The sequence below is a fragment of the Alteromonas sp. ABH2_165 genome (genome assembly GCF_056159945.1).
Map to the genome: position 1 here is coordinate 133,464 of NZ_JBSWWF010000007.1, position 26,543 is coordinate 160,006.

23 protein-coding genes are annotated in these 26,543 nt (G+C 48.7%); 5 read left to right on the forward strand and 18 right to left on the reverse strand.

Annotated elements, in window-relative coordinates; genetic code table 11:
- Positions 1 to 14: 14 nt before the first annotated feature.
- Positions 15 to 434, reverse strand: a complete 420-nt coding sequence (locus ACXAFQ_RS14660; RefSeq protein WP_070125979.1) for an Lrp/AsnC family transcriptional regulator — start codon at positions 432 to 434, stop codon at positions 15 to 17.
- A 156-nt stretch (positions 435 to 590) separates the two neighbouring features.
- Here ACXAFQ_RS14660 and yjeH point away from each other — a divergent pair, with 156 nt between their 5' ends.
- The gene (gene yjeH / locus ACXAFQ_RS14665) at positions 591 to 1,853 is read left to right on the forward strand and encodes an L-methionine/branched-chain amino acid transporter (RefSeq protein ID WP_474824176.1); all 1,263 of its coding nucleotides are present in this window, start codon (positions 591 to 593) and stop codon (positions 1,851 to 1,853) included.
- A gap of 19 nt (positions 1,854 to 1,872) precedes the next feature.
- Here the strand turns inward: yjeH and ACXAFQ_RS14670 are convergent, their stop codons facing one another.
- Together ACXAFQ_RS14670 and ACXAFQ_RS14675 are read right to left on the reverse strand one after the other, a co-directional pair.
- Positions 1,873 to 3,108 (reverse strand): ABC transporter permease, encoded by a 1,236-nt coding sequence (locus tag ACXAFQ_RS14670; RefSeq protein ID WP_474823896.1) that lies wholly within the window; start codon positions 3,106 to 3,108, stop codon positions 1,873 to 1,875.
- On the reverse strand, positions 3,108 to 3,812 hold the full coding sequence (locus ACXAFQ_RS14675; RefSeq protein WP_474823898.1) for an ABC transporter ATP-binding protein: 705 nt from the start codon (positions 3,810 to 3,812) through the stop codon (positions 3,108 to 3,110). The genes ACXAFQ_RS14670 and ACXAFQ_RS14675 overlap by 1 nt, the downstream gene beginning before the upstream one ends.
- An 80-nt stretch (positions 3,813 to 3,892) precedes the next feature.
- On the opposite strand from ACXAFQ_RS14675, the gene ACXAFQ_RS14680 reads away from it, so the two are divergent.
- The 3 genes from ACXAFQ_RS14680 to ACXAFQ_RS14690 are packed head-to-tail and all read left to right on the forward strand — an operon-like array spanning position 3,893 to position 5,599.
- Positions 3,893 to 4,459, forward strand: a complete 567-nt coding sequence (locus tag ACXAFQ_RS14680; protein WP_474823900.1) for a DUF3299 domain-containing protein — start codon at positions 3,893 to 3,895, stop codon at positions 4,457 to 4,459.
- Positions 4,449 to 4,898 (forward strand): hypothetical protein, encoded by a 450-nt coding sequence (locus tag ACXAFQ_RS14685; RefSeq protein ID WP_474823903.1) that lies wholly within the window; start codon positions 4,449 to 4,451, stop codon positions 4,896 to 4,898. The genes ACXAFQ_RS14680 and ACXAFQ_RS14685 overlap by 11 nt, the downstream gene beginning before the upstream one ends.
- The gene (locus ACXAFQ_RS14690) at positions 4,895 to 5,599 is read left to right on the forward strand and encodes a DUF3299 domain-containing protein (protein ID WP_474823905.1); all 705 of its coding nucleotides are present in this window, start codon (positions 4,895 to 4,897) and stop codon (positions 5,597 to 5,599) included. Before ACXAFQ_RS14685 ends, ACXAFQ_RS14690 begins: the two co-directional genes overlap by 4 nt.
- Before the next feature lie 46 nt (positions 5,600 to 5,645).
- Here the strand turns inward: ACXAFQ_RS14690 and ACXAFQ_RS14695 are convergent, their stop codons facing one another.
- From ACXAFQ_RS14695 to ACXAFQ_RS14725, 7 genes are all read right to left on the reverse strand, one after another.
- The gene (locus tag ACXAFQ_RS14695; RefSeq protein ID WP_474823907.1) at positions 5,646 to 6,587 is read right to left on the reverse strand and encodes an endonuclease/exonuclease/phosphatase family protein; all 942 of its coding nucleotides are present in this window, start codon (positions 6,585 to 6,587) and stop codon (positions 5,646 to 5,648) included.
- Positions 6,588 to 6,623: 36 nt separating this feature from the next.
- Complete coding sequence (locus tag ACXAFQ_RS14700) at positions 6,624 to 7,277, reverse strand: DUF1826 domain-containing protein (protein WP_474823909.1); 654 nt, start codon at positions 7,275 to 7,277, stop codon at positions 6,624 to 6,626.
- A complete protein-coding gene (gene zigA, locus ACXAFQ_RS14705) occupies positions 7,277 to 8,479 on the reverse strand; it encodes a zinc metallochaperone GTPase ZigA (RefSeq protein WP_474823911.1) in 1,203 nt (400 codons plus the stop codon). The genes ACXAFQ_RS14700 and zigA overlap by 1 nt, the downstream gene beginning before the upstream one ends.
- A gap of 40 nt (positions 8,480 to 8,519) precedes the next feature.
- Positions 8,520 to 8,906 (reverse strand): MerC domain-containing protein, encoded by a 387-nt coding sequence (locus tag ACXAFQ_RS14710; protein ID WP_474823913.1) that lies wholly within the window; start codon positions 8,904 to 8,906, stop codon positions 8,520 to 8,522.
- Positions 8,907 to 8,945: 39 nt separating this feature from the next.
- Positions 8,946 to 9,458: a ZrgA family zinc uptake protein gene (locus tag ACXAFQ_RS14715; protein ID WP_474823915.1), complete on the reverse strand. Its 513-nt coding sequence runs from the start codon at positions 9,456 to 9,458 to the stop codon at positions 8,946 to 8,948.
- A 136-nt stretch (positions 9,459 to 9,594) separates the two neighbouring features.
- Entirely contained in the window at positions 9,595 to 10,956 is a 1,362-nt protein-coding gene (locus tag ACXAFQ_RS14720) for a 5-methyltetrahydrofolate--homocysteine methyltransferase (RefSeq protein WP_474823917.1), read from the reverse strand.
- A gap of 32 nt (positions 10,957 to 10,988) precedes the next feature.
- Complete coding sequence (locus ACXAFQ_RS14725; protein WP_474823919.1) at positions 10,989 to 13,382, reverse strand: TonB-dependent receptor; 2,394 nt, start codon at positions 13,380 to 13,382, stop codon at positions 10,989 to 10,991.
- 125 nt (positions 13,383 to 13,507) lie between these two features.
- Between ACXAFQ_RS14725 and ACXAFQ_RS14730 the strand changes: the two genes are divergently transcribed.
- Positions 13,508 to 13,921, forward strand: coding sequence for a TraR/DksA C4-type zinc finger protein (locus ACXAFQ_RS14730; RefSeq protein ID WP_474823922.1), 414 nt, complete (start codon positions 13,508 to 13,510; stop codon positions 13,919 to 13,921).
- 116 nt (positions 13,922 to 14,037) lie between these two features.
- Here the strand turns inward: ACXAFQ_RS14730 and ACXAFQ_RS14735 are convergent, their stop codons facing one another.
- The 8 genes from ACXAFQ_RS14735 to ACXAFQ_RS14770 all read right to left on the reverse strand — a co-directional run bounded on the left by ACXAFQ_RS14735 (position 14,038) and on the right by ACXAFQ_RS14770 (position 26,394).
- Complete coding sequence (locus ACXAFQ_RS14735) at positions 14,038 to 14,712, reverse strand: hypothetical protein (protein WP_474823924.1); 675 nt, start codon at positions 14,710 to 14,712, stop codon at positions 14,038 to 14,040.
- A gap of 259 nt (positions 14,713 to 14,971) precedes the next feature.
- Positions 14,972 to 16,030, reverse strand: a complete 1,059-nt coding sequence (gene rhaT, locus ACXAFQ_RS14740; RefSeq protein WP_474823926.1) for an L-rhamnose/proton symporter RhaT — start codon at positions 16,028 to 16,030, stop codon at positions 14,972 to 14,974.
- Positions 16,031 to 16,303: 273 nt separating this feature from the next.
- Entirely contained in the window at positions 16,304 to 17,449 is a 1,146-nt protein-coding gene (locus ACXAFQ_RS14745; RefSeq protein ID WP_474823928.1) for an alpha-hydroxy acid oxidase, read from the reverse strand.
- A 96-nt stretch (positions 17,450 to 17,545) separates the two neighbouring features.
- A complete protein-coding gene (gene rhaI, locus ACXAFQ_RS14750) occupies positions 17,546 to 18,841 on the reverse strand; it encodes an L-rhamnose catabolism isomerase (protein WP_474823930.1) in 1,296 nt (431 codons plus the stop codon).
- Positions 18,842 to 18,851: 10 nt separating this feature from the next.
- Positions 18,852 to 21,044, reverse strand: coding sequence for a bifunctional rhamnulose-1-phosphate aldolase/short-chain dehydrogenase (locus ACXAFQ_RS14755; RefSeq protein WP_474823932.1), 2,193 nt, complete (start codon positions 21,042 to 21,044; stop codon positions 18,852 to 18,854).
- A gap of 302 nt (positions 21,045 to 21,346) precedes the next feature.
- Entirely contained in the window at positions 21,347 to 22,132 is a 786-nt protein-coding gene (locus ACXAFQ_RS14760) for a DeoR/GlpR family DNA-binding transcription regulator (protein ID WP_474823934.1), read from the reverse strand.
- Positions 22,133 to 22,231: 99 nt separating this feature from the next.
- Complete coding sequence (locus tag ACXAFQ_RS14765; protein WP_474823936.1) at positions 22,232 to 23,611, reverse strand: FGGY-family carbohydrate kinase; 1,380 nt, start codon at positions 23,609 to 23,611, stop codon at positions 22,232 to 22,234.
- Between the two features lie 122 nt (positions 23,612 to 23,733).
- Complete coding sequence (locus ACXAFQ_RS14770) at positions 23,734 to 26,394, reverse strand: TonB-dependent receptor plug domain-containing protein (RefSeq protein ID WP_474823939.1); 2,661 nt, start codon at positions 26,392 to 26,394, stop codon at positions 23,734 to 23,736.
- Between the last annotated feature and the right edge of the window lie 149 nt (positions 26,395 to 26,543).

Genomic DNA, 26,543 nt, shown 5'->3' on the forward strand with positions numbered 1-26,543 from the left:
TTTTCAAACCAAAGCTACCCTAACCACTGATTCAGCACCACGTGGGTTTTGATTTTGATAATGTCGTCGATGGTATCGATATGCTCACGGATTTCATGAAGCCGGCGCATGGTGTCTGCTTTTATCAGCACGATAAGATCGCACTCGCCGGTAACACCATAGCACGACACCACCTCTGGAATGGCGCGAAAATAGGGCACCACGTCTGCACACCGCGCCCGCTTATGCTGAATTTCCAGATAGGCGGCAACGCCCTCTTTTTGCGATTCTGACAACATTACCTGATAGCCGCGGATCACATTGGTGGATTCCAGCTTTTTTATCCGTTCTGTGACGGCGGAACGAGACAGGCCCACTTCATCGGCAATCGCTGAAATACTGGCCCGGGCATTTTGCCGGAGCTGAGCAAGAATAGCCTGATCGAATTTGTCCATCGTGATTCCGTCATTTTGCAGGTAAAAAGTCTTTCTGCCGTCAAAATGACGGCAATAACGCGCTGAATGCACGCAAAGTAACACGTTATGAAGCGCAAAAACGCAGTATATTACGCAATTGAAATTAACGCAGTACGATTGGGTTTGTTTATCACCATGCACGATGCAAATAACAAAATTGGACGCTGGCAGGGCGCTGGGCTGCTAACCACCACTTTGCTGGGTACCAGCGTATTTATTCTACCGCAGATGACCATTAACACCGCTGGCCACTGGGCAATGATCAGTTGGCTTGTGCTAACAGTGGCAATACTACCCGTTGCCATGGTGTTTGCTAAACTCTCTTCCCGCTACCCTCATGCTGGCGGCCCGGCCTATTTTGTAGAAAAGGCGTTTGGTAAATCTGCTGGCAGAACTATCGGTATGCTGTTCTTGTTTGTGGTACCAATTGGCGCGCCTGCTGCCATCATTATGACGTACTGGTTTATCGAAACGCTGTTTGGTCTCTCACCAGACTGGGCGCTACCTGTTCAGCTGGGTATTATCGCGCTGCTATTTGCGCTTAATTATCGGGGTATTCAGTTTTCTTCCACCTTGCAGCTTATCCTTACCCTGGTGATTACCTTAGTGGTCATCGCTATGTTGGCAGGTCAGCCTGTGGCGTCGGGAGAACTGATCCCTGAGGCAACGTCTACGCCCTTTGATATGAATCCTATGCTGGCCGCCATGGGCATCGCGTTCTGGAGTTTTCTCGGCATAGAAGCCATTTCCCATCTGGCCGACGATTTTAAAAACCCCGGGCGGGATTTAGTGCCCGCTATCATGACTGGCACATTGCTGGTGGGATTAATTTACCTGGGTTGTACCTGGCTGCTTATCGACACGCCAGTGTCAGATGCTCTGAGCATGGTCATCGTATTTGACCAGATATTCTCCGGTGGTGGCGCGGCGGTTATCGGTGCACTCGGTGTGGCAGGCGGTCTGGCAACCACAAATGTATACACAGCCAGTCTGGCCCGGTTAACCTGGAGCCTGAGCAACGATAAGGTTTTGCCAGGCTATTTCCAGAGCCTGAACCGCTACAATGTGCCGCAACGGGCGCTTCTATGTGTTCTGGCGGTGATGACACTCACTCTGGTTATCACCCATTACAGTGCCTACAACCTGGAAGATCTGATAGGCTGGGTAAATGGGGTATTTGTACTCATTTATCTGGCCAGCATGCTTGCTGCCACTCGCCTGTTATCGGCAAAGCACCGGCCTCTGGTAATGCTGAGCAGTTTGTTCTGCGCCACCATCGCTGTGGGACTGGGCACAAAAATGCTTTATGCATTAGGACTGTTCTGTGTATGCGCGCCACTGCTGTGGTATCAACAGCGGCTTGCAGAAAGCAAAGCTGAGCGCCAGTTGCAGCGCTAAGCTTTGACTCTTAAGTCATTTAAAGGCGGGAATGTATGGCTTTGCGATAGGCGTCGATAGCTGGTAGCAGGGTTGTCACGATGGTTGCTGCCAGTACTGCACCAATCACTATTGCATTGTGTACGCTGAAGAAATTGGCTGACATAAACAAGCCGTACTCACTGGCCAGCCAGCCTTTTGATACCGAGAAGAGCACCGTGAGCAGACTGGTAGACACCACACTCGCGGCAATAGCAATTAGCAGCGCTTCGGTAAGCAACAACATGAAAATGGTGCCGCCACCTGCACCGAGAATACGCAACACAGCAATTTCTTTTTCCCGCTGCTGCATGGAAGCCAACAGCATAGTGGACAAGCCAAACAGCGAAGACACCAGCACAAGCACACTGATTATCCTCAGCAAATTCTCCACCGTGCCCATCATCTTCCACAACTCAGCCATGGCCACGCCCGGCAAAATGGCCATCAACCTGTCGTCCTGATAGTTGTTCAGTTCTCGCTGCAAAGTAAAGGTCGCGAATTTTGATTTCAGTCCTAACATCACCGCCGTTACATCATCGGGTTGAATAAGCGGGTTACTGGTGTCATCAGGATTCTCAACAATCGGTTTGAGCTTAGACGGCGATAAATGCATGGCTTCTATGCCTTCCAGACTCACATGCACGGTTTTATCTACCGGTGTGCCGGTGGCTGCCAGAATGCCGGTGATGGTGAACGGCGACTGATCATGATTAGTAAAACTCACCATGCCGGTACCGTGGGCGACGACAATTTTATCGCCTACCTGATAGCCGAGTTTTTTTGCTACATCCGCGCCAATGACTGCACCAAACACACCAGAAAATGGCTGCCCGGAAGCAAATGCCAGAGGCTGTTTATCGCCGTATTTATAGTGTTCGAAATAGTCCTGGTTAGTACCCAGTACTCGGAACCCGCGATGAGAGTCGCCCAGCGAAATCGGAATAACCCACTCTACCTGACTATGCGTTTTGAGCATCTCCACGCTATCATAGCTGATATTATTGGTGGGACTGCCCATACGAAAAATGCTGTAAAGCATTAAATTCAACTGACCACTGGGCGCACCAACAATAAGGTCAACATCAGACACAGTACGACTGAAGCTGCTTTCAGCCTGCATTCGCACATGCTCAACACTAAGCAACACACTAATACTTATCAACAACGACAAGAACGTTAACACCACCGATTTTGCACGGCTTTTCAGGCTGCTTACGGCAAAGGATAGCAACATTATTCAGCCTCCTTCAGTGTACACAGCGTACTTAGCGATACCGATGAAGACAGGTATTTCTCCAAACTTTTATCATGGCTCACAAAAATTAACGTGGTGTTTTGCGTTTCACACAGCGCGGTTAGCATATTCATGAAAGCATCGCGGGCATCAGTATCCAGCGCCGATGTAGGTTCATCCACCAGCAGAATTTCAGGCTCATTAATCAGTGCCCTGGCTATTGCCACTCGTTGTTGCTGCCCCACACTCAGACTAGCAGCAGACTGATGAAGCACTTCCGGAGGCAGGCGCAGCGCTTCAATCATTGCGGCAGCTTTACTATCAACACTGGCTTTGTTGTCAGCAAAGTAGGCGGCCAAACGAATGTTTTTCAGCACGCTGAAATGCGGTACCAGATTAAACTGCTGAAACACCACACCAATATGTTTAGCGCGAAATTTATCGCGCTTACGGGTGGGCAGCGAGGAAAAGGGCTGGTCGAGCAAAGCAATCTCACCGCTCTCAGGCTGCAATACACCGGCAAGCAGGTTAAGTAGCGTGGTTTTTCCTGTGCCCGAGGGACCATGCAGGAATACCTTATCGCCGGTCTGCACCTCCCAGTGCGGAATAGACAGGGTAACCTGACTCTTCGGATACCGATGCTGCACGTCTTTGAGACGTATCGCCACTGAAAGGGATGAATTTCTGTTTTGCTGACTATTCAAAGAGGACTCTTATCGTTACTATAATAATTACGTGATGTTATAACATTTACGAATTTCACTAACCAATAGCGACACTTTTAATGAGACAAATCCTGAGACAATTTGCATCTGTCATCTGCGCAGCAACGCTGCTTTGTAGCGCTTCGCTTTCCGCCACTGAATATCAGCAAACCGAATGGATTGACCTGATGCCTGAATCGGATCTGGCTGCACTGATGGACCCACCAGACTATCTTAACAACGTGGCTGACGGCTCACAGCAAGACTCGGTGGATGCGTTTTCGCAACAGCAATTCAGTGATGAGAAAGCGCAGCGCTTTCAACAAGCACTGAATTCTACACAGGTCATTCCTGAATATGATGGTCGCGCTATTCGTATTCCAGGCTTTATCGTGCCATTACAACAGAATGACGAGAAGCAAGTCACCGAATTTTTTCTGGTTCCCTACTTCGGCGCTTGTTTACACATGCCGCCACCACCGCCTAATCAGATTATTTATATCAGTTTGAAGGAAGGTCTGGAACTTGAAGATTTGCAGCAACCTTTCTGGTTTGAAGGTGAAGTCGATATTCAGACTCGTCATCATGAACTTGGTACCGCCGCTTACACACTGAATGTGAACAACTATGAACTCTATGAAGAATAAAACACTTAACGGCGTGCTGTGCGTCGCCGCTCTCGCCTTGTCTTCAAGTACGCTGGCCTGTGCTTACCACGGCGATAGTATGGCAGGGTTTGCGGCTTACCACCCGATGATGCAGCGACACATGGCCGACACACAGATGGAATACATCAGTCTGAAAGTCGATCAGATTGTCAGCACCCAAACCGCTAAAGAAACCAACAGCAAGCTCTCTTTGTTTGTACCCACGTCATATTACGATGTAAGTGTAAGCCTTGCGGGCAGTGAACACGTGGAACTGCTGTCTGAACAGTCTTTTGATGTCACCGGCCTAATCAAAAAGAACACCATGGTTTTCCGCACCCTTGAAAAGGGTGAGCACGCAATTACCGTTAAGGTGAAAGCAAAGCGTGGCTCGGTGCCGGTAGAAATTGAGAAAACGGTGAAAATCCAATCCGTATGATGTGTTCTTTGCCTGGCTGGAGTAAAGTCAGTCTTATTGTGACGCTGGCTCTGGTCACCGGTATTGGCATCGGCCTACTGCTGATTGAAAACGGTGGTTTCAATAGCACTATCTGGCCCTGGTCCCCCGATAACACTGAGGCAGGTAGCCTCTATTCATCAAACGACAATGCTCTAATCCAGCATGTACAATCTTCGTCAGTGTTACAGCTTGGCTGGAAAGCACTAATGCCACAAGACGAGGCAGCATTGATGGAAAAATACCAGCCCGACAAGTCCAGGCCCTTATCGGAACAGGTGTTTCAGTCGCTTCAGGCATCCTTTGATAGCCAATACCAGTCAATGCAGACTTCGGTGAATACGGTGCAGGGGCTGGATAACAAAACTGTCGCAATGAACGGTTTTATTGTGCCGGTAGATGTGAACGACAGTCGAGAAATTCTGTCGTTTTTCCTGGTGCCCTATTTCGGCGCTTGCATTCATTTTCCCCCTCCCGCACCAAACCAGATGGTTTATGTACGTACACCAGAAGGGTTCACCCTTGATGGTAGTAGCAATGCCTACACGGTAACAGGGCTGCTTCAGGTGGCAATGTTTGAAGACCCTATGGGTACTTCGGCTTACCTGATGGATGCTGTGAATATTAAACCGTTTTCAGGCAAGCCAGATGATGTGCGAGATCATGAACTGCAAACTTACTGAAGTTAAGCTTGCCGGTTCTTGAGGATAAAGGAAAAACTAAACATGTTTAGCTTCCAGTTAAAGGTAACGAAACACTCACCGCACAATGGTCACTTAACATAGCGTCGGGTGCCATGTTCTCATAAGGCCACACGCTTATTTGCTGCTGAATACCGGCAGTATTAAATCCACCAGCCCAAATGTGGTCGATGGGAGCCGGATACCAGGGGTGACAACCAACTGAATTTTCGGTGGCTAGAGTGAGCTGAGATTGCGCAGTTACACTGGCTTTTATTTCACTGGCAAAAACATTCCCGGCTTCTGCAAGGCGATGATTAAAGTCGCCAAGAATCAGGTAAGGCAGCCCTGCCTGCTCGTGCTGTTTGATCCAGCGCTTTAGTTCGGGGATCTGCCGCGCAAGCAGATTGCAGGACCGGCTATCTTTTTGCCGATAATCTTCAACAAAGCATCCGCTTTTCAAATGAACAGCCAGTATCGAAAGTGCGCCGTTTGCAATAGCTACATCCACTTCCACGCCATAGCGTAAACCATTTTCATTCAGTCCTAGTGCTGCAAACTGCTCAGTTTCCGTCACACTCAGTGATTTTCGGGTAATCACCGCCACTTTCTGCTGGGTTGAGGTTCTTCCGTTTTCCCGGCATTCATAGCTTTTACTGTCTGCCCGTGAAGAAAAGTGAATATTCCATTGTGGCTCTGGAAATACTGCGCGCAGCGCTTTTACAGATGCCACTTCCTGAATCGCAAATACATCAGCATTCACAGTTTCGGCGTATAGTTTTAAAGCAGCGTATTCCGCAGAAGAGCGAAGCCGGCAGCCCTGTGCGCTTTCAGCGGCAAAATGTTCCATGTTCCAGGTCGCCACTTTTAGGCCGCTGGCCGTGGGAATGCCAGTATCTGGTACTAAATCCGTCTTATCAGGATTAGAAGAACAACTTACGCAAGAAAAGAATGCGGTAGCGAGCGAGATTATAGACAGGTGCGTATTCAAGACAATTTCTCCATTGATGTCACACCTATTCTATATTCACATGAAGTCCAGTGTCATCAGCAGGCGTTTCTCACCCGGTTGAATCATGGGTGAGCGATGCACGATAGCACCGTCTTCATTGCCAGCCCAGGCTGAGCCTTTCAGCAATGCGATATCGCCGGGCCGCATCTGTTGAATGTTATCTGGTGATAACAACAGTCCAGATTTGTCATCGGGTAACCCATTGCTGCCATGCCCAAGCTTACTCCGGTTTACCTGGCTGTCTTCCAGCCACTGAGTTGCCTGCCCCGCATAAGTGGTAATAAACCGGCATGGCACCCTGTCGATATGAAAGCGGGGGCACATTGCTTTGTCCAGCGTACGAATGCGTAGTCCTACATTCTCAATCTCGAAAAGATAACTGAACATTTCAATCATTTGGGCGATGTCTTTGGTCAGCGCTTCGCCCCAGGATTGAAGTGCCGTATTTTTCTTTAGCGCTTCCAGCGGATCAGTAGCAGATACCTCTTCGGTAACGTTAAGCGTTTCTTCTTTTGCCAATTGCTCTGCCACAAACAGACTAAGCGAGTCGACATTGTCACGCTGCCAGATTGCCAGATTCACGTCGTCCTGATAGATGTCGGCCAGAATTTCCGGGATATCACCACAAGCGCTTCGACGGGGTTTGTTCAGTTTTATCGCAGCCCCCATTATGCTGCCTCCCAGGACGGAAATGGATCATCGAGGGTTTGCCAAACGGCTTTGCCCTGAATAAGTATCTCATCTTCCAGCAGGCAGGCATCCAACGCAGCAGTAATCCCCTGCTCATCTAAGTTCTGACCAATAAACACCAGTTCCTGTCGCATATCACCAAATGGTTCTACCCATTGCTCTGCAATACTTTTCAGGTAGTCTTCGTCATCTGGCCACTGGGTTTTGTCAATAGCTTTCCAGAACATGCCGCCAAAACCATAACGTGCAATGCCGCCGGCCTGACTCCATGTGCCCGCAAATTCAGGCCGTGATGCCAGCCAGAAATAGCCTTTTGAACGCAGTAACTTGCCGAAATTTTCGCTACCGTGAAGAAACGCGTGAAACCTATCAGGATAAAAAGGGCGACGCGCTTTGTAAGTGAAACTGCTGATACCGTATTCTTCCGTTTCAGGCACGTGTTCGCCACGCAGTTCCTTGAGCCATCCCGGCGCGAGCTGGGCTTTTTCAAAATTGAACAAGCCGGTACCTAATACTTTGCGAATGTCGATACTGCCATTGGCAATGGGAATTATTTTCGCCGAGGTATTTAACGTTTTCAAAATAGCGGTGAGTTTATCGACGGTCTCAGTATCCACCAGGTCGGTTTTACTCATGAGAATGATGTCAGCAAATTCCACCTGATCGATCAGCAGGTCTGACACACTTCGCTCATCTTCCTCGCCCAGTGACTCGCCGGCTTCCTGCAAGTATTTGGCTTCATCAAAATCACGTAGGAAATTAACTGCATCAACCACCGTGACCATGGTGTCGAGTTTTGCAACGTCAGACAAAGACACGCCATCCTCGTCGGCAAAGGTGAATGTTTCGGCTACCGGTAAAGGCTCTGAAATTCCTGTAGATTCGATCACCAGATAGTCGTATTTGCCGCTCTCAGAAAGCTTGCGTACCTCAATCAGGAGATCTTCTCGCAAGGTGCAGCAAATACACCCGTTGCTCATTTCCACTAACTTTTCTTCGCTGTGGTTCAGTGAAACATCATTTTTCAACAATGATGCATCAATGTTGATTTCGCTCATGTCATTCACGATCACGGCGACTCGCAAGCCATCGCGATTATTCAGAATGTGCGTTAGCAACGTGGTTTTACCGGCGCCGAGAAATCCGGACAGCACAGTAACGGGTAGTCGATTCTGTTTCATGGTGGTGATGCCTGTTTTTTGTTAAGTCAGGGTTTACGTTTTAGCAACGGTGGCGACGTTGCCGGTAATTCTGGATATGCGCATAAACAATAAATAGAGAAGCGACGATAGTGAGTACGGTTTCTCCTATCTCGCCAACTACATCGTGAGCGACGGTACCCGCCAGGGTAAGCAGCAGGAGCCCGAGCAGACCACTGCCCATAATGGCCGCGCTTTTGTGATGTCGATAGCCCGCGGTAAGTGCAAGGACCCCAATAGGAAGCACAAAGAAAAGAAGAATTTGATGAAAGACCTCGTGATCGAGAAATGCGACGCCGCCCAGCGCAGGTAACGCGATAAGAAGAATTGGCGTGATAATGCAGTGCACCACACAAAGAGAAGAAAGCGCTATGGCAATTTTGTCACCGATAGCCTGAATTCGTGGCATGGGATCTCCGGGAGAAACAGATGATGGTTGCATAGTCATTTACCAGCTAATGGTTGCTGCCTGGGGCGTTACATCTGTCATGCCCTGACCGCTATCCGTCACCCACTGCACTTCGAGCGAACTTAAAGAGGGGGCCAGCCCAAACATATTTATGGTGAGCGCTGAGATATCACCATTACAGGAAAGCTGATAGGTAAGGCTGATATCTTCATGCTGGTGCTGTTCATGTGCTTCGTGAAAATCATCGCCAGCATGCCCGGCGTGACTCTCATGATCTTCGTGATGCTCAGCATGAGGTATATGGATGTCCTGCTGAGCTACTTTGCAACTTCCGCTAATGCTGGCGACATTCCTGAACTCACTCAAGGCCGTTTCCATAGCGTGCACTTTATCTCTTTGCTTCTGATCCTCTGGTTCGTGCTCGAAACCCAATAAATTAGCTGCCGGTATGGAAAATTGCAGTTGCCATTGACTGTCGTCCTGAGCAACTAAAAGCTGGCCGTGGCCGTGCACATGTTTGTCTGCAGCGTATGCAGACAGTGAAAGCACCATCGCCGTGGTAGTGCCAATGACGGTGAAAAGCCGTTGGGATGTGAAAACGTTAATAGTATTTTCCTCTATGTTGGGATTTTGACGTAAGGACGGCCAGAAAGCGTGAGAATGCCGTCCTTACCTATAGCTGCGCCTATCAGTGGGCTTCGGCAATCCCTAACCAGCCCAATGACACAGGAACAAAGTCGAGTTCCACTTCACTGGTAATTTCAGCCGCTTCAATATCAATAATCACAATATGAGACGCGATTGGGTCGGCCACATAAACCGCATTAGCGCTCTGTGACACGGCCATCGAAAAATTCACATCGTCTGGCATAGATGCAATATCCTGCTCACTGATATCGATACGATTTTCTAGCTCCCAATGTACATGGTCGTCGTGGGTGTGGGCGGCCATCACTGACAAATAGCCTTGGCTATCGAGAATCAAAAAATGTGCCCCGTCATAAGAGAATCCGTAAGAGATGGGGCTGGCATCCGTCTGTGGTTCCCAGTCAATCTCTTCCATTTCACCATGGTCTGTATCGATAGCGACTAACACTGCCGCCCCGCCGCCGTGGGCCGACGCAACACCAATGAAAGAAGCGGCATCATGGTGGGTATAAACCGAACCAACTCGAAGATCGCCTACCGCATCGATGTTTTCGATTTTTGAAGAGGTATACACTTCGTTTTCTGCAGCAAGCACTAACACACCGTCGCTACAGCCGAATACGGCAAAGTCGTCCGTTACCGCAGCGCCATGCAAATCAGGACATTCACCTTCGAACAGCTGCTCCTGTTCATACTCGCTATCATGCAAGTGGTAAACACCAACGCTATCTGGCAGCACCGCATTCGCCGATGTGGTAACGCTGTCTTCCCGTCTTACTGAAGCAAGTAACATATCGCCTACTGGCTTTGCCACACCATGCATGTTCACCGTGAAATCAAGGGTAGCGATTTCGGCAGATTCATTGGCAATGTTACTGTCGGTCACAACTTGAACCATCGCGGGCAAGCCTGAATCAGCATCACCGTCAAAAAACACGGCTAGCTGGCCGTCGTGGCTATCTACGTGCGTTGGTCGACTGCCGCTGAGTGTAAACGCTGACGCTGTTGGTGCTTCTTCGTAAGCATGAAGGTGGTCGCCATGGTCTTCCTGCCACAAACCACCATCGACAAATTCCACCAGGTCATTGCTGCGACTGGTAATCACAGCAAAGCGGCTGCCCGCAGAACTGGTTAGCGAACTTCCTTCGTAAGTAGTGGTAAATGTATCCAGCAGCGAGTTGTCTTCGAGGTTATAAATGGCCAGCGTGTTAGACGCGGCATCCAATACCGACAGACGACCCGCATTTTCTACATGCTCTTCCTCACCGTGGTCGTGAGCATCATCACTGTCTTCCACTACTGAAGGTAATTCGTTGATTTCAGTTTCAGCATCACCACATCCAGTAAGTAGTAATGCGCTTACCAGGGTTGCCAGGTAGGTCAGTTTTTTCGTTGTATTCATTTTCGATTCCATTGATGAATTTAGCGGGAACATCAGAAATACCCTCTCAGGCCAATACCGATACTTCTGCCCGGTCTTGGAGCCAAATCTTTGAGGAATGAAGAGTGCACTCGAGCCTCAGTGTCCGTGAGGTTGGTGCCTTTAAGGTATAACGACACATCTTGAGACATCAGTTGCATGTCATAGGAAACAAAGGCGTCTACCAGGGTATAGCCGTCGGTTTCAGTCTCAAATTCACTGATGCGATCCTGTTTAGCGTAATGTGTCACATCCAAGTTTGCGGTTAGCGTTTCGGTTTGGTAACTCAGGTGTGTTCCAAAGCGCAGCGGCGGCGTGCGAGGTAAATCACCACCGTCCTTCAGACGAGCCCGAACATAATCAGAAAATACCTCAGCTTTAAACTCAGGCGTGACCTGCCAGGCGACCTGCGCCTCAAAGCCATGCAAAATTGCGTCGTCTGCCCGGAACAGGTAAACCGGCAGTTCGTCACTGTGGTCATGGGTCTCTTCGTCTTCCTCGCCGTGATCGTGGTCGTGACCACTTTCTGCGTACAATCCGGTTTCGATTTGGTAATAGTAGTTGTCTATCTGGTTGTAAAACGCGTTTAAGATAAACCCAACTTCACCTTCGGTTTTACGGAACGTCACATCGATATTGTTAGCCGTTTCCAGGTCGAGGGCATTCTGAGTTAATCCAAATGCACTTTCTTCGTCGCCAGTAAGCGCAAACAGCGCACCGACTTCATAGGTACCCGTACCAATGTGTGGGCCAAAAGACAATAATTCAGACGCAGATGGCGCGCGCTGCGAACGGGATAACGACACACCGATGTTGTAACCCGGGGTGAAATCCCACACCACACCGGCAGACAGAGAGACTGGCGTAAATTCCTGCGCAACATTAAACACGCGAGTCACCGAAGTACCCTCTTCCTCGTGCTCATGGTCGTGCTCTTCTTCCTCGCCTTCTTCGTCGTGTGCATGGGCAGCCAACTGCGGCAGTCGTGCTTCAGCGGCATCCAGCGTTACCCTTTCAACACGAGCACCAAGCTGCACAAGAAAGTCGCCGAAATGGCGTTCTTCCATCAACCCTAAGGCAATCATTTCTGCCTCGGACGGCGGCGTAAAGGCTTCTTCACCTACAGCCATCACTTCACTGTTTTTATAGTGCAGGCTAAGACCGCCATTCCACCCGCCAAACACACTATGGATTAGGTCAATTCTTACCTCATCAGTATTGTTTTCGAAAGTGGTACCCACTGCGCCCAGCTCAATTTCAGCATGTTCGTAATCGGTGTGGCCGGCTCGGAAACTTACACGATCAAGCCAGTTATTTTTCAGGCTATATTCACCCAGCAGTTGTACTTTGGTTTGCTCCAGATCTGCCAGCACGGCAACCTCTTCGTCGCCACCGTGAGAATGCCCGGGAATGCCGTATTCACGGTTAAACCGTTCAACCGCGACACCTACATAGCCGTTATCCATGAGATAGCTGCCACCCAGCGTCAAACCATTGGATTCTTCTGCACTGTTTTTAACAACGTGTTCGCCATTTTGGCCGTCTTCGTCATTATCTGGTGCAACGGGAGTATCGTAGTCATCAGATTCACGCCAATAGCCATCGGCATATACCGCAAAATCTCCGGCACCAGAGGTCACGTTGAACGAGCCCAGTTTTTGATTATTGACTGAATCGGTTTCCAGCAACCACTCACCGCGAGTGTCGTTATCGGTGGGAACGCGGCCATCAACCACATTCACAACACCACCAATGGCGCCACTGCCATAAAACAGGGTTGCCGGGCCACGCAACACCTCAATTTGTTGAGAGGTAGACGCTTCTGATGCAACCGAGTGATCCGGACCAACCCGAGATACATCGCTCACATCCAAACCGTTTTGCGCAATCAGTACTCGCGGGCCGCTCAAGCCACGAATAATAGGCGTACTGGCCACATTGCCATGAAAGTTAGATTGGACACCCGGTAGGTTCTCCAGCGTGTCGCCTAACGTTGCAGCTTGTTGACGTCGAAGTGTTTCGCCTGAAAGGACGCTGACGGGCGACGCAGATTCCATGCTTGATAAGTGCATGGGGGTTGCCGTTACATCAATAACCTCTATGGAGGTAGATGCTAACGATAAATTGACTTCAGTTGGCTGAGAACCAGCAACCGTGATGTTTTGATGCAGGTGTGCAAAGCCTGGTGCAGAAACATGAATAATGTAGTCGCCATTCGCGACTTGAGGAAATTTGAACAGCCCTTGACTGTCGGACTTCACACTTATTCCCAATGACTCAATTTCTACGGACGCATTTGACAGCACATCACCCGCTGCATTCTTAACAGTGCCTTGCAGTCCTTGTGCAACAGAAATAGCGGGCAGCAATGCAGCTACTGCCACCGCCAACTGACTTACTCTGAACATTGCCTCTCCAATGAAATGTTATATTGTAACAATTTACACAATGTTATAATGTAACAATTACAAACACAACCTCTGTCATGCTCAGTACAACAGAAATTGGTCTGAGAAATAGATGCAGGATAGTTATGCTGACTAAAGATGAATTACTGGCAGCGCCAGAAGATCACTATATGAACGACGAGCAATTGGCTTTTTTTAAACAGTATTTGCTCGATTTAAAACAAACCACCATGAATCACATTGAAGAAGTGAAGACGACATTAAGTTCACCGCCAGAATTCAGTGATGATGTGGACAGGGCGCAGTATGAAGAGGAGTCTCGTCTTGCGCTGCGTATTTTAGACCGTGAAAGGCTTCTATTAGGGAAGATCGCCAAGTCGTTGAAGCAAATTGAGGACCAGAGCTACGGTTACTGTCTTGAAAGCGGTGACCCAATTGGTATCCAACGACTGCTTATCCGCCCAGTTTCTGAGTATTGTGCTGATATTAAGCAAATGAATGAAGGAAAAGAACAGCATTACTATTCAGGCAGAAAATGACGCGTTTAGCGTACCTGACTAACGCATTTACTCTGAAGTGATTATGAAGATTCTGAATGTTGGAAACGAGTGCTCCCAGGTATTAACTACCTGGGAGCAACAATTAAAAGATTGTATTAAAGTTTAGCGATTCCCTGAGCTTTGATACCGCAAGCGCCGTGGCTGCGTTTTTCAAGGTAAGCTACTTCCAGCGACTCCATCATTGGTGTGTGATGATCGATGGATAAGATATGTTTCTCAATACGGCCAACATCAAAGGTGGTGAAGAAATTTTTCAGAAAAACTTCTTCGCTTTCGTCTTGAACAAGCACCCGTGCGCCGGTTTGAACAGTCACAATCTCATCGTCGGAGATATGATATTTATTCTTAAACGCTTCAACTTTTGCGAGATAAGCCTGGGCGCGTTCTGGCGAATTGGCGAGGATGGTTGGCAACTTTGCGGCTTCAGAGAACGGGATCTTCTCTTTGCCCAGAATATACATGTTGTCCTGACTAAAAGGCGTCCAGTTTTTCGATGCTTTTTCAACGATAGCGATTTGGTCGACATTCTGTGCACGCTCAAGGTAAGCAACACCTGTAGCCGGATAATCAGTTAACAAAGCCAGATTAATTTGTACCTGCGACTGGAAGTCGTTACCAATAACAGTAAGAAGCTTATTTTCGCTTGCTACTGTCTCGGCGGCTTCACACAAATTACTGGGCAAATAATAGTAATCACCTTCTGTGATTGCTTGTACCGGAGAAGATGCGGCGGCTGCCACCAACATTGCTGCACTAACTAACTTTTTCATAATCCGTCCTGAATGTTCGCTACGTTGACTGATTAAAAACGTAGCACATTCGTTTGGGTTTGCAGGTTCTAAAAAAAATACCTTTTTATAAAATTAAGAACCTTTAGGTATGAGATCTTATATGTTTTTCTTTGTGACTCAGGCGTTTGTAGATTTTGTGCACACTAACAGATAAGCGTAAAGAAATGCAAAAAAGAAGGAGGGGGAGCGCGCCAACCCACTGGAAACCAAACCGAGGAAGGCGCTAGGGACCGTAAAATTATTGGAGCGAGTTGCCCACACCGATAACCAGCGTGGCGAGAACCAGTAGCGAAATACCTGCTAGCAATAACATTCTGCTTTTCTTATTGCTGCCTTTCCATTCCATCAACGCTAAACCCCAAAGGGTTGAGAAGATGATGATACTGGCCATGTGAATGGTCCAGCTGGAAAACTCGTATTTGCCCATGTTGCTTTCACCCATGGTGTAGAAGAAAAACTGGAAATACCAGAATGCTCCACCCAGGGCGGCCAGCAGATAGTTTTTCAACATCGTGCTGCCAGGCAACTTCTCAATGCTCGTATTGGTATGACCGAGGAATTCACGCGCAGTTCCATTTTTTATGATCAAATAAATACACCACACGGCATTAGTAGTTAAACCACCAAGCAAAACCACGCAAAGTACAGGTAATCCCTGCCACAGATGGTCTGTACCGGCTTCAAGGGTGAGTTCGCGAATAGGCTTTCCGGCAGCGATACCGAAGGCAAAACAAGCCGACATCACACCAGAGAATGCGGCAATGGCCAGCCCCTTTTTCATATCGATGGTTTCAGCATCAGACGTTGTGCCCAAACTCCGATTTTTCTCTGCAGTTGCTCGTGCCACCACAATCACGCCCGCAAGGGTCATTAAGGTTCCGCCAACGGCGAACTGTCCTGCTGTTGTGGCTAATACCGCGCCAATAGTACCGTCGAAGATTGGCGGACCGAGCGTACCTAGTACCGTGGTAAGGCCGAGTACAATAGCCATACCTGAAGAAATCCCCATGTAGCGCACAGCCAAACCAAACGTAAGGCCACCGAAGCCCCAGCCCAGCCCCCATAAGAAGCACTGCTGCAAGGTAGACACGTCTGTTGCGCCTAATACGCCGAGCAGATCTTCTGTTTGGATCCAGGCAAAAAACCACGGACAAAGAAACCAGCTGAATATACCACCCGCTAACCAGAAAATTTCCCAGGACCATCGCTGAATGCGTTTATATGGAACGTAAAAACTGGCGGAGAACAGCCCCCCTAACCAGTGAAACAAAACACCTAACATTGGATTCGGCGTCATACCTAACTCCCTCAACCACCCGCATGTAATTTTTTAGTAACGGATTTACATCATTGAAACACTTGAAGGGCCAGCATACACAAATTTTTAACGCCGATCACATACTTTTAGTCAGTTTCAATCATATTTTTGCAATTACGAAAGCTAAGCGTGATTGCAATTGAGTATTAAGTTACATAGCATGATTGCTAAGTTGAGGAAAATCGTGATGTTAATGATAAATTAAAGGCACAAAAAAGGGCCTTAATGGCCCTTTGAAAAGAAAGGTAAATGTTAGCGAAAACGCACGTGGTCGCGATTGAGTTCGCTTATCTTGCTGCACCCCATCAAACGCATGTCACGCTCGATTTCAGCCACCATTTGCTTCATTGCGCGTTCTACGCCTTTTTGGCCCGCAGCTGCCAGTGCAAACAGGTAGTAGCGGCCAAGACCAACCGCTTTTGCACCCAGCGCCAGCGCTTTAAGCACATGAGTACCGCGCTGAATGCCACTGTCGAAGATCACATCAATTTCATCGCCAACAGCATCAACAATTTCTGCCAGGTGATCGAATGAACTTCGGGAACCGTCTAGCTGTCGTCCACCGTGATTGGAAATCACAATACCGGTACAACCAATATCCACAGCGCGACGGGCATCTTCTGCACTCATAATGCCCTTAAGGCAGAATTGTCCATCCCAGAACTTCACCATCTCTTCCACATCTTTCCAGTTCATGGAAGGGTCGAGCATATTAGTAAAGTAGTCACCAATAGAACTGCTAGAGCCACCCATGTTGATGTGCGCATCGAGTTGCGGCAAAGAAAACTTCTCGTGGGTGACATAGTTGATGCCCCACATCGGTTTGGTGGCAAACTGCCACAACCCTGCCAGGTTCAGACGAAACGGAATGGAGAAACCAGTTCGCAAGTCGCGCTCGCGGTTACCGCCAGTGATAGAGTCTACCGTTAACATCATTACCTCAATGCCAGACTCTTTTGCCCGCTCCATCATGGCACGATTAAGTCCACGATCTTTATGGAAGTAGAATTGGTACACCTGAGGCGTATCGTACTGTTTGGCGATTTCTTCCATGCTTACTGTGCCTAAAGACGAGACACCAAACATGGTACCGAACTGTTCAGCCACTGCTGCAACAGCACGCTCGCCCTGATGATGGAATAACCGCTGTAACGCCGTTGGTGACATATACACCGGAAGCGCAAGCTTCTGCCCCATCACTTCAACACTTAAATCGATGTCTTTCACACCGGTAAGTACCCGGGGAATGAGGTCACATTCGCGAAACGCTGAAGTGTTGCGTTTTAGCGTGGTTTCGTCATCGGCTCCACCGTCGATGTAGTTAAAAATCGGCCCCGGAAGACGCTTTTGCGCCAACTTCCGAAAGTCATGAAAGTTATGACACTGGCTTAATCGCATTGCTCTTTTTCCATTTCCCTGAACAGGTAACACTGCACAACATACAAAACAGCCCGCCGGAGCGAGCTGTTAACTTACACACTGATTACGGCGTGATCAGACAATACCAGAACCGGTGGCGTTTGGATCCTGCGGACGTTGTTTCGCCATACCTTCGCGGTAACCTGCAGCGCGGTATACACCCAGAGGATTGATTGGCGCACCTTTACGGTAACGGGCCATTGCCAGAATAGGTGAAACGTCGAGATTAAATACGTTTTTCAGTTCCAGCGATGCCATTAATGCGTCGTTGTCTTCCTGATAACCATACAGCGCTTCACGATTCACCAGCAGTGCTTTTACATAAGAACGTTGCACTTCAATAGCAGAGTTGATCAAGCTTTCTGCCGGGTCAGTTACGTTGTGCGACTGATCAAGCATGTAAGCTGGACCAAAACCTTCCTGACCACGGTATTCGGCATCGACCAGTTCGTTGAAAATCAGAAACTGCTGATACGGATGCAGTGAACCGCTATCCAGATCGTCGTCACCATATTTACTGTCGTTGAAGTGGAAGCCGCCCAGTTTTTTAAACTGAATCAGGCGCGACACAATCATTTCAATGTTGGTATTCGGTGCATGGTGACCCAGATCTACCAGCGACTTACATTTGGGACCTAAGTGCATAGCAGCCAGCAGGTTTGAACCCCAGTCTTGGATGATGGTGGAGTAAAATGCAGGCTCAAACATTTTGTGTTCGATGTGCATTTCCCAATCGTCAGGCAGACCTTTGTACACTTCTTCCATGCTCGCAAGATAGCGCTCGAAAGCGCGCTGGAAGTGCGACTGTCCCGGATGGTTAGAGCCATCGCCAACCCATACTGTCAGGCTTTTTGCGCCAAGCTGTTTACCGTATTCAATAACGTCCAGATTGTGCTGAATGGCCAGGTCACGGGATTCTTTCTTGGTGTTGCTCAGGCTGCCGTACTTGTATGAGTATTCCTGACCTTTTTGATCCTGGAAGGTATTAGAGTTAACCGATACCCATTTTAGTCCGTATGCATCAGCTTTCTCTTTCAGTTCAGAGAAATCGTCCACTTTGTCCCATGGGAAGTGTGGTGAAACGCTGTCGGTACAGCCAGACATTTCATTGATAACAGCGCAGTCTTCCAGCTTTTCCCAGATATTACGTGGCTCACCGGTGCCCGGGAAGCGGGCAAAACGCGTACCGCCGGTGCCGGTGCCCCAAGAAGGCACGGCTACCTGAAACTCACCGGCTTTTGCCGTAATGGTTTCAATATCAATATTGTCGCGGGCAAGTTTGTCAGCCAGCGCAGCATAATCGGCGTCCAGGTGGCTCTTTAACTTTTCGTTTTCGTCGTTAATAACGGATGCATCAATTCTTCGTAACATAACTCACCTCTTATCGCAGGAAGGCTTCATGCAGACCACCGTCTACACTGATCACCTGCCCGGTTGTTTTGCTTAGTTGACCGGATACAAGAAGATAAGCCGCTTCGGCCTGGTCATCCGGTGTAATAGGTTGTTTGGTCAGGGTGCGCTGGGCGTAGAATTCCGCCAGCTTGTTGCGCAGTGACTCAGTGGTTTCGCTTTCATCATGGGCAATGTCGTACTTGGTTAACGAGGAAATCACGCGGTCTCGGGGGAACATGTTACTGCCCTGCACTACCGTAGCCGGTGCCAATGCGTTCACGTTTACCAGTGGAGACAAGGTCACTGCCAGTTCACGCACTAAGTGGTTTGCTGCCGCTTTACTGGTGTCGTAAGCCAGCGAACCTTTCTTCGAAACGGCAGCGTTAACACTGGTTGTCAGCACCATGGCACCTTTCAGACCTTGTGCTTCCCAGATCTTCTGTGCAGTGGAACCGACCACGTAACCGCCTTTCACGTTCACGCCAAAGCTGATGTCGAAGATGGAATCATTCTTCGCCAGGTCGCTGCCTTCAGCAATGAACACACCCGCAGTAACGATGACTTTATCCAGACCGCCGTAGGCCAAAAGTACTTGGGTAAACAATGCTTCAACGGTTTCACGCTTGGTGATATCTACCTGCATAGCAACCGCAGGACCACATGACGAAATGCCTGTACCGGCAACGCCGATGCCCTGACCATATTTATCTGTAAGCTCGCCAGCGGTACGCTGCGCGTTTTCCAGGTTCAAGTCGGCACAAACAACGTGCGCGCCTTCTTTAGCAACGCGGTGGGCTGTCGCTTTACCAATACCGTCACCGGCACCAATCACCACAACCACGTCGCGAGCCAGAGGGGCTTCAGCCGGCATACGCTGCAGTTTTGCTTCTTCCAGCGCCCAGTATTCGATATCAAACGCTTCCTGAGCTGGCAGCGCGGTATATTCAGAAATCGCTTCTGCGCCACGCATTACTTCAATGGCACAGTTATAGAATTCTGCAGTTACACGAGATTCACTCTTGTTCTTACCCCAGGAAATCATGCCTACACCCGGAATCAATACCACTGTTGGGCTTGGGTCACGCATTGCTGGAGAGTCTTCGCGTTTACACGCTTCGTAGTACGCAGTGTAATCTTCGCGGTATTTTTCCAGGCCCGCTTTAAACTTGGTGATCAAGGTATCGAAGTCATCGTTCTGTGGGTCGAAATCGACAAACAGAGGCTTAATTTTGGTACGCAGGAAGTGGTCAGGACAAGAAGTACCTAACTCAGCAAGACGCGGCGCATCAACACTGTTCACAAATCGCAGCGTGGCGTCGTCAGTTTGAACAGTACCGATAAACTTCACTTTGTTTGAAAGTAAGCCGCGCGCTACAGGTAAGAAGTCCTTCAGCAAATCGGTGCGTGCCGCATCGTCTAGCGACTGGTACTTCTGACCACCAAAGGTCATTTCGCCTTTGTCATGCTCTTCGATGTAGCGCGCTGCGGTTTCAATTACCCACAGAGAAGTTTCGTAGCAGCTTTTACTTTCAGAAGACCAGTTGGTGTGACCGTGTTGGCCCAGCAAAATGCCCCAGATATCGGGGTTCGCTGCATAGGTGTCTTCACACAGCTTCGCCGCTTCCCAACCAGGACGCATCCACGGTACATAAGCCAGCTTGCCGCCCCAAATCACTTCTGTCAGCTCTTTCTGTGCTTTACAAGATGCCACTGAAATCACCGCATTCGGGTGCAGGTGATCAACGTGCTTTTCGTCAATCATTGAGTGCAGAGGCGTATCGATAGACGATGCACGTGGGTTCAGGCAGAAGTTACAGTGCTTGAACATACCAACCATGCGGTCTTCGCCGGCAGACTTGTAACCCTTATCGCTGTAATCCTGATACACACTGTCCAGTGCATTCAGTTTGTCCTGGTACAGTGATGAAAAGTTTTCTTTCTTTGACGTACGCAGGTCGCCGCCAGAACCTTTTACCCAAAGTACTTCCACATCTTTACCGGTAAGCGGATCTTTTTCCATCAGTTTGGCTGACGTGTTACCACCACCGGTATTGGTAATGCGCTGGTCTTCGCCCAACTTGTTGGAGCGGTATACCAGGTTATCTACGGGATCGAGTTTGTCGGCAACCTCGTCTTCCCACAGATATTTGACGTGTTTGTATTCATCTGGCTGATAAGGCATTTCTGAGCATCCTGTGAAGTTATTTAGTGAATCGGGTCTTCATGGCAAAGCCGCTGATTGAATACAAATCAATATACATCCATTGCAATCTTTGTCAATCATTTCCAATCACAATATAACAGAATTGTTACATTAATTTTAAAGAGAATATACCTTAGACCAGATAGTATTGATGTAAAAAACCGCAGTTGTTAACAGTTTGGTACCAAATATGAAACTTCAAAGAGGGATTTGGGCAAGCGTAAAGGAAGCGATAGCACAGAACGTACTATCGCTTAGAGATTAATCAGAACCGGGCAGCTTTAGTCGCAGTTTTCAACCACAATCACATTCACACCGTGTTCGCGAATACGGTCGAGCGCTTCAGGGTCTGCTTTGCTGTCAGTAATCACCGTATCGACTTCGTCCAGGCCACAGAAAATAAGATTGCCGCGAATACCTATCTTACTGCTGTCTGCCAGTACAATGAGCTTGTCAGCGCGTTTACGTAACTTCTGTTCAGCCAATATGAGTAATGGATCGGTTTCCATTACGCCAAATTCACTCACACCAGGCGAACCCATGAACATTTTGCTGCCGCGATAATTCTGTGTGGTGTCGTTCTCGAAAGAACTCAGAATAATGCTTTGCTTACGGTAAACCTCGCCGCCAGGTAGCGTTACTTGATTCTGGCTATTTTCAAGCAGTTCGTGGGCAAGCACGAACGAGTTAGTCAGAATATTCATTTTCCGCTCTACCAGATACTCAGACATCATGAAGGTAGAGCTACCGCCGTTGATAATAATAGACTCGCCGTCTTCGCACATGTCGGTGGCGGCTTTAGCAATCAATTGTTTAGTACTGGCATTGCGCTCCCGGTCCACCAGAAAAGCATTTCCTGAAAGACGGATATTCGAGACGGTTTTGTTATCGAGTACCTGCGCACCACCACGAATTTTTCGAATCTTTTTTGCACTTGCCAGTTTGTTAAGGTCGCGGCGAATAGTCGCTTCGGACGAATTCAGCTGAGCGCAAAGGTCGCGCACACTGATGAAAGTACTCTCATCAAGGATGTCCAGAATGAGCTGGTGACGTTGCTTCTCCAGCATGGTATTACCTGTGTAATTGTTATATGTGTGGGAGATAATATAGTCACCTGTGCAAATGCGATCAATCAAATACGCGCATTTTGATTGAAAGTGATACTTTTAGTTAATATATGAAAACCATTTCGCTCGGTACGCTTCTAAACCCTCAAATGCGGCAGGCTCGCAGGTAATCACATCCAACGCTGACTGTTCATTACTGTTGTAGTGCACCAGGCTTGCTGCGCCCATTACCGTGCCGGTATTGTCACGAGACAGCATCACTTTTTGCTGTGGGCGCAACTGCGACACTAGCTGACATAGCATAGGGTTTTTCAAAAATGCCCCTTCTATATATATCGTGCCCGTTGAATTCAGGTCGCTCAATCGCTGATCAATCAAAAGTGCGCAGTAGAGTGTGGCAATGGCCTGTGGCGCTTCTGGTGATGGCGGACACAATAGTTGTGGTGTCAGACCGCCAAACGGGCCGTTACCCTGACTGAAATCTGGCGTTACCATCCAGCCCTCATCTAACGCCTTTTGGATATCCGCCGCTTCGGCGCTCATACGAATATTGCCCCCCAGGGTAGTACAGATTTTTTCATATTCCCGGCCGCCCATGAAACGGGCACAGCTCACCGGGTTACGATGAATATCCACATTTGCCAAAGTATCGCGATGCTGTGCCAACGTTTCGGTGCTGCCGTTCACCTGCATCAGAATGGTCCAGGTACCTGTAGAAATGACGTTGAAGCTTTCGCCATCTTGGGCCATCGACAAATAGCGCAGCAAACTGGCGTTACTGTCGTGAATTCCCGCAAAGATTTCGCAATCCTCTGAGAGTCCGGTTTGCTTAGCGACATCCTCAGATACTTTTCCTAGGCAGTCCCAGGCATTGCGCAATTCTGGCAGCTTTTCTTGCCATCCACAGGCGCTTATAAGCGTTGAATAGTCTTGTTTTTGCGGGTTCCACATATCGGTATGGCAACCCAGCGACGTGACTTCGGTGGCCATGTCCGCGCCTAAGCGCCATGCCCAATATTGGGGATACATCAAAATTGTCGTTGCAAAGGAAAACTGATCAGCAAATTTTGATTGCAGCCAAAACAACTGACGCCCAAGGTTCAGCCCCGCAGGCAGTGCTGGAGACAAGGTGTCTTCAAAATCGGGCCGTACTTTCTGATAGTCGTCTGTACATGCTTCAATACCCGCGAATTCGTAGTCGAGTACGGGTAGTACAAGCGCATCTTCTCGTGGCTGCGCGTCGTTGATTAGCGCGGCAGTGGCACCATGGGTGGTGACAACAAATCCCTCGATCTGCGGCGTTAATGAACACGAACGTAAGGTTTCAGTTAACCAGTTCCAAATGCCATCAACGTCGGCTTGCGGATACATGCCTTCGATGGGTGCGTTTTTGCAGCTGAAGCTGGCACATTCTTTACCATTTTTCACCAAAAGCAATTTGATGTGGGTTTTTCCAATATCCAATACGGCTTTAAGCATGCTCTTCTCCTGCATATAATTTTCCTTAACGACGACTTACCAATAGTGATACCTGTTTTTGCATTCAGGCCTTGAACGACAAAAAGCGGAGTCTGCCGACTCCGCTCTTAGACTTACACTGATTACATCTTCAGATTCAGTCCCAGATAAATCACGCGCCCCAGTGTTGAGCCACTGATAAAGCCGTTTGCGTCATCATAGTAGACAGCGTCTTCATCGAACAAGTTATCGACATTCACCGTCACTGAAGCTTCTTCGACAAACTCATACTCACCCAGATCGTACTTGCCGAACAAGTTTACAGTAGTGAGCGAATCTGCAGAGGCAACCGCATTTTCCCAACCGTCAGTGTGAAGAATGCGAACGGTACCCAGCATGTTTTCGTAAGTCGCACCCACCTGCGCTAACAAGTTATAGTCGCCACGCTCGTCTGTGCTCTTTTCGTCTTGATAGGCCGCACCCTGCACAGGCTGGAAGGTTCTGTCTAAGGTGTAGGAACCTGCCACACTGGCGTTCACGCTACCAAAACTGGTTTGCCATACTTTGCTGATGTCAAAGTCGATACCCGATAACTTGGTGGCCGTCATGTTATTACGACGTGCGTCAAACAGTACGTAGGCAGAGTTTCCGTCAGCATAAAGGCTTTCAATTGATTGCCCGTCGATACGCATACCATCTGCTGCTGCCAGCGCTTCATCCAGTGTTGGGTTCAATGTGTAGTAATCGGCATAGCCCGGTGTGCTAAACAATACACTTGGCGTGTAGAACGGTGCCAGGCTGATTGCACTGGAATAGTCCACGTCAAAGTAGGTCATGCTCACTTTCAGATCGTCAGAGAACTCTGGCGTCCAGTCGAAACCTACACTGTAAGATTCAGATTCTTCTGGTTGCAAGCCATCGCTACCGCCTGCCAAAATAATGGTGCCGCGGAAGAAGTCAGAATCAGCTGCGTCTGGTGCCATGAAAGGACTCACGCCTAACGTGATAGCGCGGGTATCAACGGCTGCACCGGAATCCGCCAAACTAGGCGCCTGAAATGACGTTCCCCACTGCGCACGCAAACGTAAATTTTCAGTCGGAGAATAGTCTACGCCGATCTTCGGGTTGGTCGTGCTGCCCACATCGTTGTAACTGTCGTAACGAATGGACGCAGTAAAGTCGATGGTTCCGGCATCAAGATCATCCATCACCGGCACAACCACTTCACTGAATACGGACTTAACGTTACGAGACGCAGACGTTTCTGTCATTTGCAGTGCGTTTGCTGCGCCACCGCCAAATGAAACGTCGTAGTTTTGCTTGAAGTACTCTGTACCCACCGCCAGCATCACATCACCGGCCGGTAAAGAGTAAATGGCACCGTCCAGTGTAAGGCGGATCTGATGATGGGTTTGCTTCGCATCACCCAGTGTACCGTAGTAAGAAAGGATACTGTTCAGTACCGCAGGATCTGTTGCAGCTACATTATAAGGATTCAGTGCAGTGGACTCGTCGGTACCTGCCAGCGCGGCGGCAACGGCGGTAGCATTTACCCCGGTTTCTTCACCATGGGTTTCAGCCCAGCCGTAGCTGTATGCCGCTTTCAAACGCCAGTAGTTTGGTAACTCAACCGTGAGTTCCGGCATGAAAGAGAATGCTTTAAAGTCGCTGCTGTTTTTCGCGCCGGGCCCTACAACATCGGAAAAGCTAAAGTCTACGGTCTGCGACGTTTCATCGCCAATTGCAGTAAAGTAAGGGTTATCGGAAGTGATAGTTCCCGAAGCACCTAAATCCGTAAGTGCGTTGGTTGCGTCGCCGGTAATGTCTACGCCCCAGTCGCTGTAGTAAGTGTTCAGATTAAGGAAAACGTTGTCAGAAAATTCCTGCTCAAGGGCCAGGAAGATGGTGTCCTGCTTTTGTTCAGGTACATACGAAATACCGTCGTTAGGATCACATAAGTTACTGCCTTCGGTGAGCGTATCCATGCGGTAGCTGGTGCCGTTTGCCGTGATATTGCCAGGGCTACACTGGCGAGTACGATAGTCACCGCCGCCGTTTGCAGTATTGTCGGCGGTAATGAAATCACGATCTGAACCCATCACATCGCCGTTTTCCGCATGATAAAACGACAGCATCGCCGCACCAGAATCCCAAGATGTGCCGGCGGTTAAGTTGAGCGTTCCTGCGGTGTAGCTGTCACCAAATCCACCTTCCAGGTTCAGCGTTACGCCATCTTTTGGGCGTTGGGTAATAAAGTTAACTACCCCAGCAATGGCGTCGGAACCGTAAATTGAAGAGCCACCATCCATAACCACTTCTACTGTACTTAATGCAGAAGGAGGAATGGCTGCCGCGTTTGGTACCGTTTGAATAATGCCTGAGCCTGGTAAGCGTAAACCGTTTAACAGTACGAGTGTTGTGCTACCGCCGCCGGTACCAATATCGCGAAGTTTAGGCATTGGCATGCCCTGACCAATATCTGTCGCCATTGTTGGACGGCTATTAAAGGTGCTGGTCATTTGCGGAATTTGCGCAAGGAGTTCGTTGCTGTCAGGTACACCAATTTCAGCCACATCTTCTTCAGAAATACCTACCACATTCGTACCGACTGGCGTTGCACCGCGAATAAGTGTACCGGTTGCAGATCCACGTACTTCAATGGTTTCTACAGTAGGATCGGGTTCGGATTGGGCAGACTCAACGTCCTGAGCGATTGCGCAATGGGAAAAAGAAGCCGTGATCATTGCCGCGAGTGCGGAACGACGGAATGCTGGTGTAGCGGTTAGTCCTGAAAATGAAGCCATTTTCATCTCCTTGCGTGGTTGTGTGTCAGTGATTAACTTACTTTTTGGCAGCATGTTATTTTTATTAAAACTGCTCGATTTTAATTAACATTGGAGCAACAAAGTACAGCGACAATCATAAACAGTCAATAACAATCACAAACAAATAT

Excerpts from the sequence above, each read along its gene's own strand:
- ACXAFQ_RS14730 (WP_474823922.1), top strand. The coding sequence starts at position 13,508 with ATGCTGACTAAAGATGAATTACTGGCAGCGCCAGAAGATCACTATATG.
- ACXAFQ_RS14715 (WP_474823915.1), bottom strand. The coding sequence starts at position 9,458 with ATGGTGCTTTCACTGTCTGCATACGCTGCAGACAAACATGTGCACGGC.
- ACXAFQ_RS14755 (WP_474823932.1), bottom strand. The coding sequence starts at position 21,044 with ATGCCTTATCAGCCAGATGAATACAAACACGTCAAATATCTGTGGGAA.
- ACXAFQ_RS14660 (WP_070125979.1), bottom strand. The coding sequence starts at position 434 with ATGGACAAATTCGATCAGGCTATTCTTGCTCAGCTCCGGCAAAATGCC.
- yjeH (WP_474824176.1), top strand. The coding sequence starts at position 591 with ATGCACGATGCAAATAACAAAATTGGACGCTGGCAGGGCGCTGGGCTG.
- ACXAFQ_RS14725 (WP_474823919.1), bottom strand. The coding sequence starts at position 13,382 with ATGTTCAGAGTAAGTCAGTTGGCGGTGGCAGTAGCTGCATTGCTGCCC.
- ACXAFQ_RS14685 (WP_474823903.1), top strand. The coding sequence starts at position 4,449 with ATGAAGAATAAAACACTTAACGGCGTGCTGTGCGTCGCCGCTCTCGCC.
- ACXAFQ_RS14710 (WP_474823913.1), bottom strand. The coding sequence starts at position 8,906 with ATGCCACGAATTCAGGCTATCGGTGACAAAATTGCCATAGCGCTTTCT.
- ACXAFQ_RS14745 (WP_474823928.1), bottom strand. The coding sequence starts at position 17,449 with ATGCGATTAAGCCAGTGTCATAACTTTCATGACTTTCGGAAGTTGGCG.
- zigA (WP_474823911.1), bottom strand. The coding sequence starts at position 8,479 with ATGAAACAGAATCGACTACCCGTTACTGTGCTGTCCGGATTTCTCGGC.
- ACXAFQ_RS14765 (WP_474823936.1), bottom strand. The coding sequence starts at position 23,611 with ATGCTTAAAGCCGTATTGGATATTGGAAAAACCCACATCAAATTGCTT.
- ACXAFQ_RS14700 (WP_474823909.1), bottom strand. The coding sequence starts at position 7,277 with ATGGGGGCTGCGATAAAACTGAACAAACCCCGTCGAAGCGCTTGTGGT.
- ACXAFQ_RS14720 (WP_474823917.1), bottom strand. The coding sequence starts at position 10,956 with ATGAATACAACGAAAAAACTGACCTACCTGGCAACCCTGGTAAGCGCA.
- ACXAFQ_RS14680 (WP_474823900.1), top strand. The coding sequence starts at position 3,893 with ATGAGACAAATCCTGAGACAATTTGCATCTGTCATCTGCGCAGCAACG.
- ACXAFQ_RS14760 (WP_474823934.1), bottom strand. The coding sequence starts at position 22,132 with ATGCTGGAGAAGCAACGTCACCAGCTCATTCTGGACATCCTTGATGAG.
- rhaI (WP_474823930.1), bottom strand. The coding sequence starts at position 18,841 with ATGTTACGAAGAATTGATGCATCCGTTATTAACGACGAAAACGAAAAG.
- ACXAFQ_RS14770 (WP_474823939.1), bottom strand. The coding sequence starts at position 26,394 with ATGGCTTCATTTTCAGGACTAACCGCTACACCAGCATTCCGTCGTTCC.
- ACXAFQ_RS14690 (WP_474823905.1), top strand. The coding sequence starts at position 4,895 with ATGATGTGTTCTTTGCCTGGCTGGAGTAAAGTCAGTCTTATTGTGACG.
- ACXAFQ_RS14670 (WP_474823896.1), bottom strand. The coding sequence starts at position 3,108 with ATGTTGCTATCCTTTGCCGTAAGCAGCCTGAAAAGCCGTGCAAAATCG.
- ACXAFQ_RS14735 (WP_474823924.1), bottom strand. The coding sequence starts at position 14,712 with ATGAAAAAGTTAGTTAGTGCAGCAATGTTGGTGGCAGCCGCCGCATCT.
- rhaT (WP_474823926.1), bottom strand. The coding sequence starts at position 16,030 with ATGACGCCGAATCCAATGTTAGGTGTTTTGTTTCACTGGTTAGGGGGG.